Source organism: Flavivirga eckloniae (assembly GCF_002886045.1).
Lineage (GTDB): Bacteria > Bacteroidota > Bacteroidia > Flavobacteriales > Flavobacteriaceae > Flavivirga > Flavivirga eckloniae.
In genome coordinates, this window is record NZ_CP025791.1 from 5,292,815 (window position 1) to 5,309,499 (window position 16,685).

The following is a 16,685-nucleotide window of genomic DNA, read 5'->3' on the forward strand; positions in this document are numbered from 1 at the left end:
TATGGAAGTGAATTATAGTTATTACGATATTGATATTGCTGACATATGGTATTACGAACGAGAACTATTCTTATATGGTGAGAATGGAAATACTGTTTTAGCCAAAAACATTATTAACAAAGTTCAACATATAATTACAACTAAAGGTACACCTTCATTTAGTTTTAAAGAATATCAACTTGGAGATGAAAAGTTTAGAGACTATTATAAAAGAAATGCAGATATGTATAGAAAGGCTTGTGAAAGTCTTAAAGAGTTATATAGAATAGATTATTTTATAGCAACAAAAGGTTCATGTTTTGAGTATTCAGAAAGCATAGTTATTGACCTACATAATGAAAATTTTGATTTTTGGTTTGCTTTAAAGCTTAGGCAGTATAATGATAAAATTATTGCAATTAGCGATTTTTTGAATTTCCATTTAAAATACACTTTTAATGATAACATGCAGCAAATCGTTGATTTTTTAAAATTAAGCTGTAGGCAATACTTAGGGTTAATTTTTGAAAATAAGATAATAGAGACAGTTAATGAATGGAGTGAAGAAAAAACAAAGAATAAAAAGCTCCGAAGTAATAAAAGTAAACCAAAAATGAAAGGTGAAATTCATTCATTTTTATTACAAAAGAGCAAATACAATCTGAATTATTATAGGAAATCAGGTAATAGAGAAATATTCAGAGAAGCTTTGTCAGCACTTAAAAACGAAAAATTTATTTCAAAAAAGACAAGTTTAGAAATATTCATATCTATATTTTGTAATCAAAAAATCACTGAAAAAAATAGAATAATTTGGATAGGAACAAAAAAAGAACTTAGTTGGCTCGTGTTTTATTTAATTGAATCGGATAAAATATATGATTTAAAAAATAATAAATGGATGGTCGCAATTAATTGTTTTGTTGATGGATATGGGCTTCCTGATACGGAAATTAAGGATTTTGAAAGAGACCAACTTAGAAATGCATCTGATGGCAAATTAGATAGAAAAATACTCCTCGAATCTATACTTTCAAAACTTTAGACTCTGCACTCTGCAATTTAATTATCAAGTTTATAATTCTTATAAAGCCTTATTCCAATTAACTTTTTACAGTAAGTAATAAAAACTTACCCTACACTCTGCAAATCATTTTTGATTGACTTTGCAATACTTGGTTGTTTTGTACTAAGAAATTTCAAATAAAGCATTGCGCAATGCTCATTAATAATTTAAAAAATTAAGAAATGAGCAAATCATTAAAACCCCTATACTCACTAACCATAGGAGAGTATATCGAATTAAACAAAAGAACTTTTGCAGAAGAAGTTGGTAAACTGTTAAATAATCAGCAAACTAATAGCAAAGAAGAAAACAAAAGCGACATCATATTTATTGATGAAGCTGCTGATTTAACAGGTTATAAAAAGGCAACATTATACTCAAAAGTTTGCCGATTTGAAATTCCTGTACTATCCAGAAGAAAACCTTTAACCTTTTCCAGACAAGCTATTATTGATTGGATTAGTAATGGCAAACCTAGCCTTATTGATGAAGAAACGGACAAATATTTAAAATCTAAAAGATGAAGTATTTGAAAGAAGGGCTAATTAATCCTGAAGCAGAGTATCTAAGCATAAAAGAAATCGGAAAACTATTTAGCCCACCAATTTCTCATGTAAGTCTTTGGAAGTGGCAAAAACAAGGAAAACTTCGATTTACGCCATATCTATTTGGTAATAAAAAATTCTATAAAAAGAGCGAAGTACTTCAAGTAATTGAGCAACAAAAAATCAATCAATAATTGTATTTAAAAATAAAAATTATGTTTAAAAATAAATTAACTAAAGAAAATATATTATCGAAAGTAGTAGGAGGGACTTACGAATTAATGAATTATTATTTAAAACCTTACACAAATGGAGATCTAAAAAAAGGAAACCATATATCAAACCCTTTGCTTGAAAAAAAGCAGAAAACGCCATCATTTAATATTTATGATGACCCATTGGGAATATGGAAATATAAAGATTTTGCTACTGGAGATAGTGGAGATGTGTTTGACCTTGTTATGAAATTAAAAAAATGTAGCTTTAAAGAAGCTTTGGTAATCATTAACAATGATTTTGCATTAGGTCTTCAAATAGGAAAGGAAAAACCATCTTTTGAAATCCAGTCTTATGATTGGGATAGAAAAAACTTAGATTATTGGTCTGAATATGGCATTTACCTTGAAGCTCTTACTTTTTTTAATGTTCTACCAATAAAGGAGTATAGCCGAATTGAAAAAAAACAAATCATTAAATCTACAGAACTTGACCCTATATTCGCTTATAGAATTAATTTTTCTTGCTATAAAATTTATCGACCGTTTTCAAGTAAATACAAGTTTTTATGGCTAGGGTATAAACCTAACAATTATGTTTTTGGGTTTGAGCAGTTGCCTAAAAAAGGAGAAAGAATATTTATTACAGGGGGAGAAAAAGATGTTATATCACTTCACGTAAATGGCGAATATGCGGTAAGTTTAAATAGCGAAACAGCTATGCCTTCGGAAGAGCTAATAAATAAATTAAAATCAAATTTTGAAGAGGTTATAGTTTTGTATGATATTGATAGTACAGGGATAACTCAATCGAAAAAAATATGCGATAAATTTGGGTTAAAGAGAATGGTACTTCCTGAAAAACTAAAAGAAGAAGGAGGTAAAGATATTTCTGATTTTTTCAAGTTTGGGTTTAAATTGGCATATGATGAAATAATTATAGAAAATTATGAAGAGAATAAGCTTATAAATAACGGTAAGCATCTTTCAAAAATACTTGAGACTCAAAAAGAGCTTTCCAAAATAAAGTCTAAAAAGATTATTCAATCCAAACCTATTTTATTTCAGCTAGGAAAAGAAATTATATTTCCAAACACAATAAATATTATTCAGGGGAAGGCAGGTGTCCATAAGAGTAGGTTGGCAGAAACTATCTGTAGTTCATTAATAAAAAAAGAGGATTGTAAAAGGCGCTTATTACAGTTTACAGCAGGTTTAAATAAAAACTTGACAGTTTGTTATGTTGATACCGAAAGAAACCTCACAGAGCAATACCCTTATGCATTACAACAAATTTTAAATAAAGCAGGGTTTTCTAAAGAAGAAACACCCAGAAATTTTGATTATATATCCTTATTAGAAATAAGTAGAGCACAGAGATTTGAAGCACTCAGAGAATATTTAGAGTTGGTTCGGTTAAAATATACAGGGCATACTGTTATTGTATTAGATGTAGTTACAGATTGTATTAAAGATTTTAATCGTTCTGACAATAGTATGGAATTGATTGACCTTATGAATATATTCATCAACCAATACGATGTTACATTTATTTGCTTGATTCATGAAAACCCAGGAAGTGCAGATAAAGCCAGAGGTCATTTAGGAACGGAGTTGTTTAATAAGTCAAGTACAGCAATTCAGATTGGTTTTGAGATGGGTAAAGGAAATAAGCCATCAGATATTATTGCCCTTAAATTTCTGAAAAAACGAAGTACAAAACGATATGACCCCATTCACCTTATTTATTCTGAGGAAGAAAAAGGGCTAGTTTTAGCTGATGCAAATATGGTAGATAAGGTTAAAGAATCTAGGCTTCTTAAAGCTGAACCTGCTGAATTAATTAAGTTTATAAACGATAACATTGAATTTCCTGTTAATGGTAAAGATTTGATAGAACTTTTATCAAAAGAGTTTGAATGCAGTAGCAAAATAATAAGAGAGAGATTAAATAAAATAATAGATGACAATGTAGAATTTGAAAATAGAGAAAATATTCCATATTATTTAATTAAAAAGAAACAGGGGAGAGAAGTAGTCTATGATATTAAATCATAATTATTAAATGTAATTAACAATGGAAGGTGGAACTGGCATATAATAGCCTTTTCTATCTTCCAATATTATTTATGTTATTATAGATACAAAACAAATTAATTTAAATAGTGAATATTTTAATTTAAACTAAGGAAAGTTAACTTGAGTTAAGCTAATATCAATCTGTTGTTTTTAAGCGTATTGGTTACTATTTTTGATTAAAACGCATAGGTTATGGAGACAGCTAAAGACCCGTTGACAGGAGAAACTTTTTATAAACAAAGAAATAATCAAGTATTTGCTAATCGTAAAAATCAAATTAAGTATAACAATTTGAAGGCTTTGGAAAAGAGAAAATCAATAGCAATTATCAATCGGATATTGGATAAGAATAGGTCAATTTTAATATCAATATTAGAAGGGAAACCTGAAGCAATTAAAAGCTATGATTATTTATTAGGGACTGGCTTTCATTTCGGCTGTAGTACACACACAATTAAGCGTGAAAATGATAATTGGATTTGTATATATGATTATGGGTATATGTTAGAAGGAGATAAAACTTTTAGAATAATAAAACTGTAACCAGATTTATCATGGAAGGAATTATTGATTGTTATCAATTAGAGGTTGCCAGAAATATACCTAAGGAGTTTACATTGTTAGAGAACAATTATCAGGCCTTAAAGAGTAATCATCGCAATATGAATAAAGCAATTATTGGTGTAGGGGTTATGACCGTTCTATTTATTGTTTTCAAAATATATTCTTATGAAAAAGAAAAAAGAAGCAAATAAACTTTTTTTAATTGACTATGGAAGTGATTTTTTAAAAACACCAGTTGTAAAGACTTCACTAATTGTTATAGCAGCATACAGCACTATCTATTTGTCAAAATATTTTTTAAATGCTTCAGCAGGCACTATAAGAGCTTGCAAGAATTTTAGAGAGGCTTGTAGAGGAAATTAGTTAAGCTAAACCACTATTTTTAATAGTAGTTTAGCCTCATTAATGTAAATCACCACTCATAGGTTAATTCTAAATCCACTAATATGTTGTGTTCTTGACTAACTACAGTTATGTTATCTGGGAAACCATTATCATCTAAATAGGCTTCAAACTTATAGGTTGTCATAAAATCATCTTCATCTACAGAATCATAATCCCAAATGGACACAAAATAATGTAAACTAAAATTGGTTAATACCAAATTTGGTACAAATTCAAATAGCGTAGAACCATTTGAAAAAGCATCTTCATAAAATATATCACTTGTATAAAGATTGGTTGAAACGGCATTTTCAAAAGTTATATACATATCTGGTAATATGCTTTCTGCATTTGGTATAGCTAAGTCCCAGTTACTACCATCATCAGTATTAGGAAATATTTTCACAATGGCTTTAGTAATTGTTACACTTGTTGGTGTAACTTGTTCCGAACAATCTGCCCCTGTGTAACCTTCAGGACAATCACATTCACAATTTGTAAATATTCCCCCGTTTAAACAGGTAATAGGCTCACAACCATCAGAATTTGATGAGCAACTAAAAACAATTAAACATATTGCTAAGAAAATTGTTGTTTTGAAAAATTTATTTTTCATGCTAAATGATATTTAATATCATCCAAACCCAAAATGAAGATTAGTAAAATAAAGAAGCGTGGGTTTGTAACATTATCCGTTCTGAGGTTCTGACAAAACCAAATACCAAGATAAGTACAGTACACCCACGCCATAACGTGAGCGTTCAACTTATTAATCTTGTGGTATAAAGGAAATTGTCAGATTTCAGAACCAAGAATAATAGCTAACGCTTATTTTTTATGTCTTTTTAAAATGTTTTTCTAAATAAATATATGTTTTGATTATGGTGTAAATATAGAAATTTTCCTTCTAGGAATTCCATTAAGCGGCATATGAAATCAGAATTACAAAATATTGTACTAATATGGATTTTATATGTTTTAATATAAAAAATATTGTTTTTGTACGTATTTTCATTATTTTTAAAATGACGAATTGGTCGAATAAAAAATTTATCGGAACCAAGAAACCAAATTTGTACTATAATTTATTTGATTTAAATGACCAATCCCCAAAAGGCTCTTAAAGATATAGCAGGTTTAACCATATCGGCTGGAATAGCCTATGCTTCCGGTTTTTTACCAGAAAGTTTTATTTCAGGTATTATTAGAGAAGTCTCTAACAGCCTTACTACGGACTATATTAAGAAGGCTGATTATCAGAAAATAAAAGGGTTACTTACTGATATTCACCCTTCAGAGTTTAATCATGATTTACAAAAACTGATTATTAAATCTATTGAATGGAGTATCAAAATCATAGAGATGCTTTATATTGAGAATAATAAATTAAGTAAAACGGATTATCGAACAGATAGGCTAAAAAAAATAAATAAATCACTTATTAGACAAGTTAATGGGGCGGTTTTTTCGCAACAAGCGCAAGCACTTCATATTAAAGTAGAAAATATAAATGGAGCAAAAGAGTTTTTTGAATGTTTAAATATTGATGTTGGTGGTTTACATGATGTAAAAACTAATAATCCTTATGGGGCATTTTTCAAGGAAAGATTCCCAAAGATGCTGAAATTGTGCTTTGGTGAACTACTTAAAAAAGAAGAAAACAGAAAAGCACTAATAGACTATGAGCAAGAAGTAAAACAAACCATAAACAATAAACTAGATAAAATACTCGATGAACTAGAAAATTCCAATATTAATAAAACTTCTGGTTTTAATGTTTTGACAGTACAGGAGGTACGCCATAAATTTAATTCTTCTAGACTCGATTATTTTATGGATACAATTAGAGAACAATATATAACGATAGCTAACGACTTAGAGTACTTAAAAAATGCCTTTGAACAAATTCTACAAGAACTTCAAGGTAACTATTTTGAGAAAAAAAAGGTTTATATTTTTAGTACTGTGATCGCTTTCGTTGTAATTGTTTTTGGTTTGATTTACTACATTATAACACTACCTTTTACTACCAACATAACCCTAGAGCCCAATAAAAAGATTAAGGTGCATAATGAATATCCACCGCTTAGTTATGGTGATAAACCAAAAATTGTATTCTACCTAAATCAAAAAAATCCTAGAGATATAATTGAAAATGAAGCCACTTTTCCAAAAATTGATTACAAGTACAAAGATAGAAAGATAAGGGTTGAATTGATAGACGATTATTGGAAATTAAGCCAAGACTCTTTGATGCTAAACAGTGGTAGTTTGTCTCTTCAAATTGAACCTAATGAAAAACTTTCGACAATCTCAGGAAGGGTGTTTAAGCATGTAGGGCATGAGCCCATAAGGTACGCCCAAATTAAATTAGTTGATGAAGGGATAGATACAATTGTTGATTCTAATGGTCTTTTTAAAATAAAAGTTCCTATTGAATTTAGGAGGGAAAAATATAATATACAAGTCGTCCTAAATGATAGTACAATATCAAATTGGACAATACACCCTGGGAATGTAAAACCAATTCCAATAAATATTGCTAAAGACTGATGTATACATTCTAAACTATTAATTGTGTTCAACCACTTTTGAAAATCAAGCGAAATGAAAAAAATAATCGTAGTACTAATCCTAATTGTTATTAACAATTTACATTCGCAAACGAAGGTAACTGGAAAAGTATATTTGTTGAGCAGTAATTGGAGACCGATTGAAGGTGTTTTTATAGCCGCTACAGATTCAAATGGTGACTATTCTAAAAAAGACGGAAGTTTTGCTTTATACTTTAAGGATAAACAACCAGGTGAAATAATAAGGATTTCGGTGGGTAATGGCGAATCTATTTTAGATAAAAATGGAAAAGAATATGAAGTTGTAAATGAAAAAGAATTGACTAGTATACTAATCTGCCAGCAAGATAAGTGTAAAACCGATTTGATAATAGTTTTAGTACCAAAAGGACAACGAGAGAAAGTAATTAATGAATACTATCAAATCATTAAAAACCATTTTGATAAAAGAATGGTTCTTTTAAAAAGAGAGTTAAAAGAACTTAGTTCCCAAAATTCAAGAGTTTATGATAGTGTTTCTGAATTAGAATTACAAATTTCTAATCTTAAACTCCAGAATGACTCACTTCGGGTTTACGATCAAGCTGAAGAACTTACAAATATTAATAAAGACTCTTCAAAAGAATGTATAAAAAAGTATCTATTGGTTCTTGACTCTCTAAAGAGGATTAATCTAACAGAGAATCGTTTCTTGTCTATAGAAAACAAAGAGCTTTTAAGAAAAAACATAATTCAAGATTTAGAGAAGTACCTAAAACTTTTGGAGTTAGAAAATATTAATACTGAAGATACTGAAAGGGTTAAAAAAGCCTATAACCTTTTAAAAATGAATAAATGAAAACATTAGCACCTAATATTCTCATTTTTTTGGTGATATTCTTAACGATAAGGGGAAAAGTTGATGCCCAATCAAAGCTCGATGGTAAAGTTTACCAACAAAGCAGTAGTTGGACTCCAATTGAAGGCATATGGGTAAATGAAGTAGATTCGAATGGAGACTTTTCCAAAGCAGATGGTTCATTCTCTTTAAAATTCAATAATAAGACAAAGGGTCAGGCTGTTTTCCCTAAAATTGGTAATCAAAATGCCAATATAGTTCAGGATAAATATGGTAAAGAATGGGAGTTAATTAATGATAAAGAAATTGAATATGTAATTATACCTGAAAAATCGGATGAAAAAAACCTTCTAAAGCTAATTCTTGCTCCGAAAGGTCAACGTGATTTGGCCGCTCAAAAATATTATAAAATAATAAAGACCAGTTCCGATACTAAATTAGCTAAACTGGAGGGAGAGCTAATAGAAATTAGAAATACATTAGGAGAACGAGATTCATTGGTAATTCAAAAAGACAAACAGTTAGAAGTTTACAAAGGCTTATGCGATTCTTTAAGATTATATAAAGAAGCTGTTGAATTGGCCAGTATAAATTTGGATGGAGCCTCAGAACGCGTAAAACGTTACAAGAAGCTATTAGATCAAGGAGTAAAAATAGAGGAAGCACGAAAAGAGTTAAATCCGGAAAAAGCGGAAAAAGAAGCATTAAGAGGTGGCGAATTGGAAAGGGCGAGTGTAAACGAAATTAGAAGAGCTGCTAGAATAGCTACTTTAGGGTTTAGGTTTGATAAAGCCATCTCTCTCTATGACAGGATAACTCATGTTCTAAAAACAAATCGAAGAAATATATTTGACATAGCAGAAAACCTGACAGAGGTAGGGCTTTTATGTAAGGAAGTAGGCATGGATAAAAAAGCCCTAGGATATTTTGAAGAAGCTATAAGTATTATGTATGAGAATAATGTTTCTGAACATCCGATTTTAGGACGAGCATTAAACATTCAAGGAAATATATTTCAAAGTTTGAATCAATACAAAAAAGCAGAAAAAAAGCTATTAGGCTCTTTGGAAATTCATGAAAATTATGCGAAGAAGAATACATTTAAGTTTAACCCATTTCTAGCTAATAATTTATCCAACTTAGGCGCTTTATATATCAAGTGGGGTAGATATGAAGAAGCTGAGCCCTTTTTACTTAAGGCTTATAAAATTTATGATCAATTTATCAAAGCGGGTAATCAAGCTTATATTATAGATATTCTTGCTATTAAAATCAATTTGGGGGGATTATATCAAGGCCTTGGCGAATTTCAAAAATCGGAATCTATTTTGCTGGAGGCTATTGAGGATCAAAAGGAATATCCGAACAAAACTTCATTAGAATTTAATGAAACCCTTGTAAAACTCCTTAATAATTTAGGAATGAGTTCTATTTATCTAAAAAAATACAAGCAAGCTGAGTTTGTATTTCTAAAAACTTTAAAAATTTATTATGAATACTTCTCTAAAAACCTCAAGAAATATGGTTCAGAGTATGCTTCCACCCTTGCAAACTTAGGAACTGTGTTTAGAGAACAACAAGAATATGCAAAAGCCGAAAAAGCGTTTCTTGATGCATTAAAAATACACCAAGCCTTTGGCACAAATGTGGAAGGAAAGTTTGGTTTAGATGTGATTGCAATATTGAATAAACTAGGGTCTTTATACTATGTTACAAAAGACTATAAAAAGGCCGAAGAAACTTATATTAAGTCATTAACGATAATTGATAAAGTTGGTGCGACAAAACCTGAGGCTTATATAATAGAAATGATCGAAACAAAATTATCACTACCCCCAGTTTATGAAGCTAGCATGACTGAAGAAAATTTTGAAACCCATAAAAAAAAGATACTTAAACTGTTAACAAGTGCAAAAAAAGATTTTGAATTATATAATCCTAATAACGCTGATATAAAGGGGTTTATGAAAAGTGCCATTGCATACGAAAAATATATTGTTAATTTAGATGTGTCTACAATTGTTTACAAAAACCTTGCGAAAGAAATCCAAAACCTGGAAAAAAAATTAGATACAGAACGTTCGAATGAATCGATTGTTCATCAGCTTCAAAAAGTGATAGCAAAACTTAAAGGATTTTTAAAAAAATACCCTGAGCATATATATGCCAGGAAAAGTCTAAGTGCTAACTATGGAAATTTATCTTGGTATGCGCTTTTGACTAAAGATTTCAAATTATCTGAAAATAGCGCAAAAGAAGGTTTAAATATGGATCCTTCACAAAAATGGATTAATACGAATTTGGCTTTATCTTTAATACTACAGGATAAATATGAATCGGGTAGAGAAATTTATTTAAGATTAAAAGATAAACCCTATAGGAAAGCAAATTATTCTAAAACCTTTTTAGAAGATATTACCACCCTTCAAAAAGCAGGAATTACCCATCCAGATTTTAAAAAAATAGTAAAACTATTAAATGATTGATTATGAGGCAATTAATTTTTGTAATCCTAATAGTATCACCTTTTGGTTTTTCCCAATCTAAAATTGAAGGTAGGGTTTTTCAACAAAGTAGTGGATGGACTCCAATTGAAGGTATTTTCGTTACTGAGGAAAATTCCAATGGTGATTATTCTAAAAGAGATGGTTCATTTTCGCTTGAATTCAACTCAAAAAAGCTCGGGGAAATTGTATATCCAAAAATTGGTTTAAACGGAGATAATTTTGCCAAAGATAAAAATGGAAAAGTTTGGGAGTTGGTCAATGTTAATGAGTTATCATCGGTTATTATACCTAAAGATCCTAAAAGAGGTTCTTTAAAAATAATTGTATGTCCTAAAGGAGGAATACATGAGGCCGCTATTAATTATTATAAACCTATGAAGAATTTTAGGGACAAAAAGTTCATAATGTTGAATGATAGCCTTAAAACGTTACAAGTTCGCTTGAGTTCTGATCATCAAGTAATAATTGATTTAAATCGACAAATAGAGCGATATAAGAAATTAAATGATTCAATACGATTATATAGTAAAGCCCTAGATTATGCAAGAACAAATCTAGACAGTGCTGAGAAACGGGTAAAGGATTATTTAGAAGCTCTAGGTATGGGGATGCAGATTGAGCAAGCGATAAAGATTTTAGATGAAGAAAAAGCGAAGAAAGAAGCTAGACTACATGGGCAAGGATTTGAAACTAGTATAGATGAATTGAGGAAGATTGCGGAACAAAAAGAGTTAGATTTTAGATTCCAAGAAGCAGTAAAAATATATGACGAGATAATTTTACAATATACAGAATACAATAAAGACCAGAACTTAATTCTTGATTTGTATTACTATATATGTGACATGCACCTACAAATTGGTCAATATTCGAAAGTGATTCAGTATGGAAAAAAAGCACTACTAATTTTAAATGATATTAGGTATGATAAAAATAATCCAAAAAAGAGTCAGTTATTAAATGTTTTGGGAGTCGCTTATATGAATATTTATGATTACGATAATTCAAAGACTTCGTTAGATGAATCTCTAAAAATTAATGAGTTTCGTATTAATCACAAACTAACTAAATCTCAATTACCCGTTTTTGATAATTTGACCAATTTAGGAAACCTTAATCTTGAACTCAAACAATTTAAAGAAGCTGAATTATATTATGAAAAGGCATTAAATATTTACTTAAACTTTAAAGATGAAAATTATCATAAAGACCCCAATCGTCTTGTATCAATATATAATAATTTAGCAGTAATTAATCAAAATATTTTTAATGATACCAAAACTATTGAATACTTGAGAAAAGCACTTTCTATATTAAAATTGTTGAGAGATAAAAAAGATTCAAGAAAACTAAAACAAAGTTTTGCAGATTTAAATACTAATCTAGGGAATTTATTTAAAGATTCTAATGATCTCAATAGTGCTCTAAAACATTTTGGACAAGCAAAAGACATTTATGAAGAACTCAATCTTGAAGAGCCATTTAGTTTTGTGTTTTCTTACTCAATAGCTCTTAATAACTTTGTTTCTGTCCTTCTGAATTTAAACAGGGTCTCAGAAGCAAAAAACTATATTGAAATTTCTATAAACCTTAATAAAGAGTTAGTTTTAAGATATCCATCAGAACTTCAATACAAACACAATATTGCTTTTTCTTATAGCAATTTAGGAAGACTATATTGTTTGGAGCAGTCTTATTCAAAATCAATAGACGCTTACAAAGAATCAATTGGTTTGTTAAAAGAGTTTGACATTAGTACAACAAATAGCAATCAAGAGATGTTGCTATCTACAATTAATGATCTTGCTTTAGTTTATAACTCAAACCATCAATGCTCTAATGCGGAAAAGGTTTTATTGGAGGCTATGCAATTACTTCACAAAAGAGATAGTGATTTCAAATATTCAGCTCCCTTATCCCTTTTACTCCGGACAAATCTGGGTATTTCTTTAGATTGCCAAAAGAAGCATGAATTAGCGGAAGATAACAATCAAATTATGCTTAAAATTAGTCGGGAGCTAGCAAAAGAAAATCTTTCAAGATTTGGTATAGATATTCTTGGATCTCTAAATAATCTTTCTATCTCACTAATGAACAATGGCAAAAGAATTAAGGCCAAAGAGTTACTGTTGGAAGCTGTTGTTTTGAGCCAAAATATGAAAGGTATAGATTTTGAAATGGGATCGATTAATCATAATCTGGGAAAGGTTTATGATGAATTAGAAAAGTATGACAAATCAATTGATCATTACTTACAAGCTTGCCAAATAAGAAAAAAACTAGTTTTTAAAAATGATATTGCTCTTTTTAAGAAAGATTTAGCCACCTCTTTGAACAACTTAGGCAATGTATATGTTGAGACTGGAGATTATGTAAGAGCCAAAAGTAATTTGATACTTTCCAAAAATATACGAGAGGAGTTAGCTAAAGAAAATGATATAAATGAATATGATTTAGCTAAATCTCGTTTCGCTCTTGGCCTGTTATATTACAAGAGCAAAAAGAATGATAATGCATTGTTGGAGTTTTCTGAAGCACAAAAATTGTTTTATAATCCTATTTTTGACCATTTTTCACAAGCAAATTTGTATAGAGCTAAGATTAATACAGAAGTTGGAAAATCCTATATCCGTTTGGAAAAGTTTGAGTTGGCCAAGAAGAATCTACTTGAAACATTTTTGAAATTTGAAAGTAAAATAAAACAGCATAGCCTTACAACGGAAGAGTCATCCCTGTTTTTGAAGAATCTGATATACTTGACTAGGATTGACATACTAAGAAATCTAAAAGAAGAACTTAGTTTACAAGATGCTAAAAAAGGGTTTGAAAGAATTCAATTTACATTAAGTCAGAAAAACACAAAAATTAATTTTGATAACCAGAAAAAGGAATTGCTGGTATTATTTAAGGGTTGTGAGGAGTTTTATTCTGGCCACTTTATTGATTTAGAAGCAAGCGAGCTTATGCAAAAGATAGATTTGGATAAAGATAAAATCGGTCTCTATCAAGAACTCAAAATTTTTCTAGCAAAATTGGATCAATTTGGTTTGCAGTACCCTAACAACGAAGGAGTTCAAGTATACTCTTTACATTTCAGGGCTAATCTTTCTTGGTATGCTCTTTTTGCGAAAGATTTTGTGTTCAGTGAGCGGTGTGCAAAATATGTTCTTGAAAAAGAACCGTCTGAAGAATGGGTTTATACTAACCTTGCACTTTCTTATGTCTTTCAAGATAAATTTCAGCAAGCAAAAAATATATATTTAAAATATAAAGACCAACCTTACGATAATACAAATTTTAGGGAAGTTTTTTTGGACGATATCATGGCATTGGAAAATGAAGGCTTAGCACATCAAGATTTTGCTAAAGTGAGAGAAATTCTTGAAAAGAGATGATCGACTATTTGATTACAAAATTGATATTAAATGAGACGATTTAATATTCTTATTCTTAACATATTTATCCTATTTTGTCTTAACCTCAGAGCACAAACTCAATTAAAAGGAAAGGTCTTTCAGCAAAATAGTGGTTGGACTGCTGTTGAAGGTATTTTTGTTACTGAGGAAAATTCAAACGGCGACTATTCAAAAGCTGATGGTTCATTTACACTTGAATTTAACTCAAAAGTTAGCGGTGAAACCGTGTATCCAAAAATCGGTTTAAAAGTTAACAATTTTGCCATAGATAAATTTGGGAAAATTTGGGAATTGGTTAATGAAAGAGAACTTGAACATGTTGAAATCCCAATTGAGTCTACGGTAGAGAATGAATTAAAAATTATCATTGCCCCGAAAGGGCAGCGTGATTTGGTGGCTCAGAAATATTACAGAATAATAAAGACATCAGCAGATTTGGCTTTGGCACAAAAAGAAAAGGAATTTCTTAAGCTAGAAAGAAGTAAACAAAAAGACTATGAGAAGATTAATAGATTAACCTCGCAATTAGCAAGTCTGCAGGGAAAAGCAGACTCAATCACTATTTATAAAGAAGCGATACGTATCGCTTCGATTAATAAAGATAGTGCACCTAAGCGGATTTTGAGATATATTGAGTTGTTGAATAAAGGAAAATCAATAGTAGAAGCAAGAGAAGCATTAAATATTAAGGATGCATTGAGTGATATTGATAAAAGCATGACGCTTTTTAATTCAGCAATTCAAGAACTTGAAACACGAGCTAGAGCTTCTACAAGTATTTATGACTATAAAGATGCCTTACGGTGTTATGAAGAGATCGTTTTAGCTTATAAGAAGTATAATATATCCGAAATAAAAATTGTGGATGCCATATCAAAATTTGTTAAGATAGCAATTGATGAATTGACATATATTCTTGAGTTTTCTTTTTTGACAGGAGGTTCAAGTGACTATTTTGATAACCTAAAAAAGAAAGGTATAGGTTTTTGCAAGGAAGCATTTAACATTTACTTAAAGCTAACCCAATCAGATGTCAGTCAAGTGAAAAATTTCATTAACATGCGATTTGCCTACATTACGTTGCTTAATCCCAAAGGATTTTGGAGTACTGTCGAAGAAACAAATGAAATATTAAGAGTTTTGGATCAATGTGAAAATACATTGTCAAATTATCCTAAATTAAATGCTTCATATTTATTAAAAACTTATAAATGGAGGATTTCTATTTTAACAACAAGCTTATATAAGGATGATAAAACCATAAAAACATATTTAATGAAGTTTGACAATTTATTTAATTCTAATAAACAAGTAAGATCAAAAGAAAGACTAGAAAACCTCATATTTCTTAATTCTGTCGCATGGGAATTAGAGCCAAACAAAAGAGATGAAAATACTTCGCAAGTGGTTAATTTCATTTCAAGAAAGGGTTTGTCATTCAGTTTAAAAAATAAGGGCTACAAATACATGTCTAATAGGTATCGTTTTCTGGCTCAAGATTGTTACCCACCGATATCTAAATATTGCAATGACTCAACTAGATTAATTGAGTATGCCAAAAAATCATTGGATTATTATTCTAGAATTAATTTCAGCGGTATGTCTAATTTAGAAAGAGCGGATTGGTACAAAAATGAAGGAATGCTGAATATATTTTTAAAAAAAGCCAACAGGGCGAGAGAATGTTTTAATTCTTCTACTGAATTAAAGAGAAAGGTATTCTCAAATGAAGATTTTGCATTTTGGGGAAAACACTATTTTACTATAATGCTGAAATTAAATGAATTTGATAGTTTACATCTAAATTATGCCAAAAAAGCAGTTGAAAATTTAGCTAAGTCAAATTCATTTATGCAAGTTTTAGCAAGAAGAACGTTAATTGAAATCTACGTAAAAAAGAATGAATTTAATAGTGCTACATTAAGATATAAAGAAAATATCAATTTTCACAAGAGTAATGATTCAGTCAATTATACAAAAAATTTTAAGAGAGAATCTGAACTCTATTTCAATAAGTTAAATGAGAGAGGATTAAATCAATATATTACAAAGAATTATAATCAAGCAATTAAAGCATATCAAGAGATAATTCATGTCTTTGGTAATCAGTTAATAATTTACAACAATCTTGGAACAGCTTTTGTCAAAAACTATCAATTCGAAGAGGCATTTACTTCATTTTCCGAATTTCAAAAATTAAATCCGAATAACGGGAGAGTCTATCGAAATTGGGGAATGTATCATGCTTTAAAGAATGAACCTGAAAAGGCCTTTGAAAATCTAGAAAAAGCAATTGAATTTGGATTTACAGATATCAATTGGTTTGAAACGGATGACAGTATAGATAATCTCAGAGATGACCCAAAATTTAAAAATTTGCTGTTGTCATTAAAAAATAATGATAAATGAAACACTTATGGGGTTTGTCCTTAGTTTGTGTAACTATTCTAGGTAGAGTCCAACCAAGTGAGAATATGTGCTAATAGATTGATAATGAGATGTGTCAGGAGGAATATAAA

Annotated in this window: 13 protein-coding genes; 12 read left to right on the forward strand and 1 reads right to left on the reverse strand. The window is 29.7% G+C overall.

What is annotated here, in order from left to right; all coding sequences use genetic code 11:
- Position 1 precedes the first annotated feature (1 nt).
- From C1H87_RS21880 to C1H87_RS21910, 7 genes are all read left to right on the forward strand, one after another.
- Positions 2-1,024 carry a hypothetical protein gene (locus C1H87_RS21880; protein WP_102757862.1) on the forward strand — a complete coding sequence of 341 codons (1,023 nt, stop codon included), beginning with the start codon at positions 2-4 and terminating at the stop codon, positions 1,022-1,024.
- 203 nt (positions 1,025-1,227) lie between these two features.
- Entirely contained in the window at positions 1,228-1,569 is a 342-nt protein-coding gene (locus tag C1H87_RS21885; protein ID WP_102757863.1) for a MerR family transcriptional regulator, read from the forward strand.
- Entirely contained in the window at positions 1,566-1,784 is a 219-nt protein-coding gene (locus C1H87_RS21890) for a hypothetical protein (RefSeq protein ID WP_102757864.1), read from the forward strand. The genes C1H87_RS21885 and C1H87_RS21890 overlap by 4 nt, the downstream gene beginning before the upstream one ends.
- Positions 1,785-1,805: 21 nt before the next feature.
- Positions 1,806-3,863: a toprim domain-containing protein gene (locus tag C1H87_RS21895; RefSeq protein ID WP_102757865.1), complete on the forward strand. Its 2,058-nt coding sequence runs from the start codon at positions 1,806-1,808 to the stop codon at positions 3,861-3,863.
- Positions 3,864-4,076: 213 nt separating this feature from the next.
- Positions 4,077-4,427, forward strand: a complete 351-nt coding sequence (locus C1H87_RS21900) for a hypothetical protein (RefSeq protein ID WP_102757866.1) — start codon at positions 4,077-4,079, stop codon at positions 4,425-4,427.
- An 11-nt stretch (positions 4,428-4,438) separates the two neighbouring features.
- Positions 4,439-4,639, forward strand: a complete 201-nt coding sequence (locus C1H87_RS21905; RefSeq protein WP_102757867.1) for a hypothetical protein — start codon at positions 4,439-4,441, stop codon at positions 4,637-4,639.
- On the forward strand, positions 4,614-4,811 hold the full coding sequence (locus C1H87_RS21910) for a hypothetical protein (protein ID WP_102757868.1): 198 nt from the start codon (positions 4,614-4,616) through the stop codon (positions 4,809-4,811). The genes C1H87_RS21905 and C1H87_RS21910 overlap by 26 nt, the downstream gene beginning before the upstream one ends.
- A gap of 49 nt (positions 4,812-4,860) precedes the next feature.
- On the opposite strand, the gene C1H87_RS21915 is transcribed toward C1H87_RS21910, so the two are convergent.
- Positions 4,861-5,448 carry a hypothetical protein gene (locus tag C1H87_RS21915; RefSeq protein WP_102757869.1) on the reverse strand — a complete coding sequence of 196 codons (588 nt, stop codon included), beginning with the start codon at positions 5,446-5,448 and terminating at the stop codon, positions 4,861-4,863.
- A 482-nt stretch (positions 5,449-5,930) separates the two neighbouring features.
- Between C1H87_RS21915 and C1H87_RS21920 the strand changes: the two genes are divergently transcribed.
- The 5 genes from C1H87_RS21920 to C1H87_RS21940 are packed head-to-tail and all read left to right on the forward strand — an operon-like array spanning position 5,931 to position 16,575.
- Entirely contained in the window at positions 5,931-7,385 is a 1,455-nt protein-coding gene (locus tag C1H87_RS21920; protein WP_102757870.1) for a hypothetical protein, read from the forward strand.
- Positions 7,386-7,439: 54 nt separating this feature from the next.
- Positions 7,440-8,243, forward strand: coding sequence for a hypothetical protein (locus C1H87_RS21925; protein ID WP_102757871.1), 804 nt, complete (start codon positions 7,440-7,442; stop codon positions 8,241-8,243).
- The gene (locus C1H87_RS21930; protein WP_102757872.1) at positions 8,240-10,729 is read left to right on the forward strand and encodes a tetratricopeptide repeat protein; all 2,490 of its coding nucleotides are present in this window, start codon (positions 8,240-8,242) and stop codon (positions 10,727-10,729) included. Before C1H87_RS21925 ends, C1H87_RS21930 begins: the two co-directional genes overlap by 4 nt.
- Before the next feature lie 2 nt (positions 10,730-10,731).
- Positions 10,732-14,145 (forward strand): tetratricopeptide repeat protein, encoded by a 3,414-nt coding sequence (locus tag C1H87_RS21935; RefSeq protein WP_102757873.1) that lies wholly within the window; start codon positions 10,732-10,734, stop codon positions 14,143-14,145.
- A gap of 30 nt (positions 14,146-14,175) precedes the next feature.
- Complete coding sequence (locus tag C1H87_RS21940; RefSeq protein ID WP_102757874.1) at positions 14,176-16,575, forward strand: tetratricopeptide repeat protein; 2,400 nt, start codon at positions 14,176-14,178, stop codon at positions 16,573-16,575.
- Positions 16,576-16,685 lie beyond the last annotated feature (110 nt).

Coding starts and splice junctions, on each gene's coding strand:
- C1H87_RS21880 (WP_102757862.1), top strand. CDS start 2: ATGGAAGTGAATTATAGTTATTACGATATTGATATTGCTGACATATGG.
- C1H87_RS21885 (WP_102757863.1), top strand. CDS start 1,228: ATGAGCAAATCATTAAAACCCCTATACTCACTAACCATAGGAGAGTAT.
- C1H87_RS21890 (WP_102757864.1), top strand. CDS start 1,566: ATGAAGTATTTGAAAGAAGGGCTAATTAATCCTGAAGCAGAGTATCTA.
- C1H87_RS21895 (WP_102757865.1), top strand. CDS start 1,806: ATGTTTAAAAATAAATTAACTAAAGAAAATATATTATCGAAAGTAGTA.
- C1H87_RS21900 (WP_102757866.1), top strand. CDS start 4,077: ATGGAGACAGCTAAAGACCCGTTGACAGGAGAAACTTTTTATAAACAA.
- C1H87_RS21905 (WP_102757867.1), top strand. CDS start 4,439: ATGGAAGGAATTATTGATTGTTATCAATTAGAGGTTGCCAGAAATATA.
- C1H87_RS21910 (WP_102757868.1), top strand. CDS start 4,614: ATGAAAAAGAAAAAAGAAGCAAATAAACTTTTTTTAATTGACTATGGA.
- C1H87_RS21915 (WP_102757869.1), bottom strand. CDS start 5,448: ATGAAAAATAAATTTTTCAAAACAACAATTTTCTTAGCAATATGTTTA.
- C1H87_RS21920 (WP_102757870.1), top strand. CDS start 5,931: ATGACCAATCCCCAAAAGGCTCTTAAAGATATAGCAGGTTTAACCATA.
- C1H87_RS21925 (WP_102757871.1), top strand. CDS start 7,440: ATGAAAAAAATAATCGTAGTACTAATCCTAATTGTTATTAACAATTTA.
- C1H87_RS21930 (WP_102757872.1), top strand. CDS start 8,240: ATGAAAACATTAGCACCTAATATTCTCATTTTTTTGGTGATATTCTTA.
- C1H87_RS21935 (WP_102757873.1), top strand. CDS start 10,732: ATGAGGCAATTAATTTTTGTAATCCTAATAGTATCACCTTTTGGTTTT.
- C1H87_RS21940 (WP_102757874.1), top strand. CDS start 14,176: ATGAGACGATTTAATATTCTTATTCTTAACATATTTATCCTATTTTGT.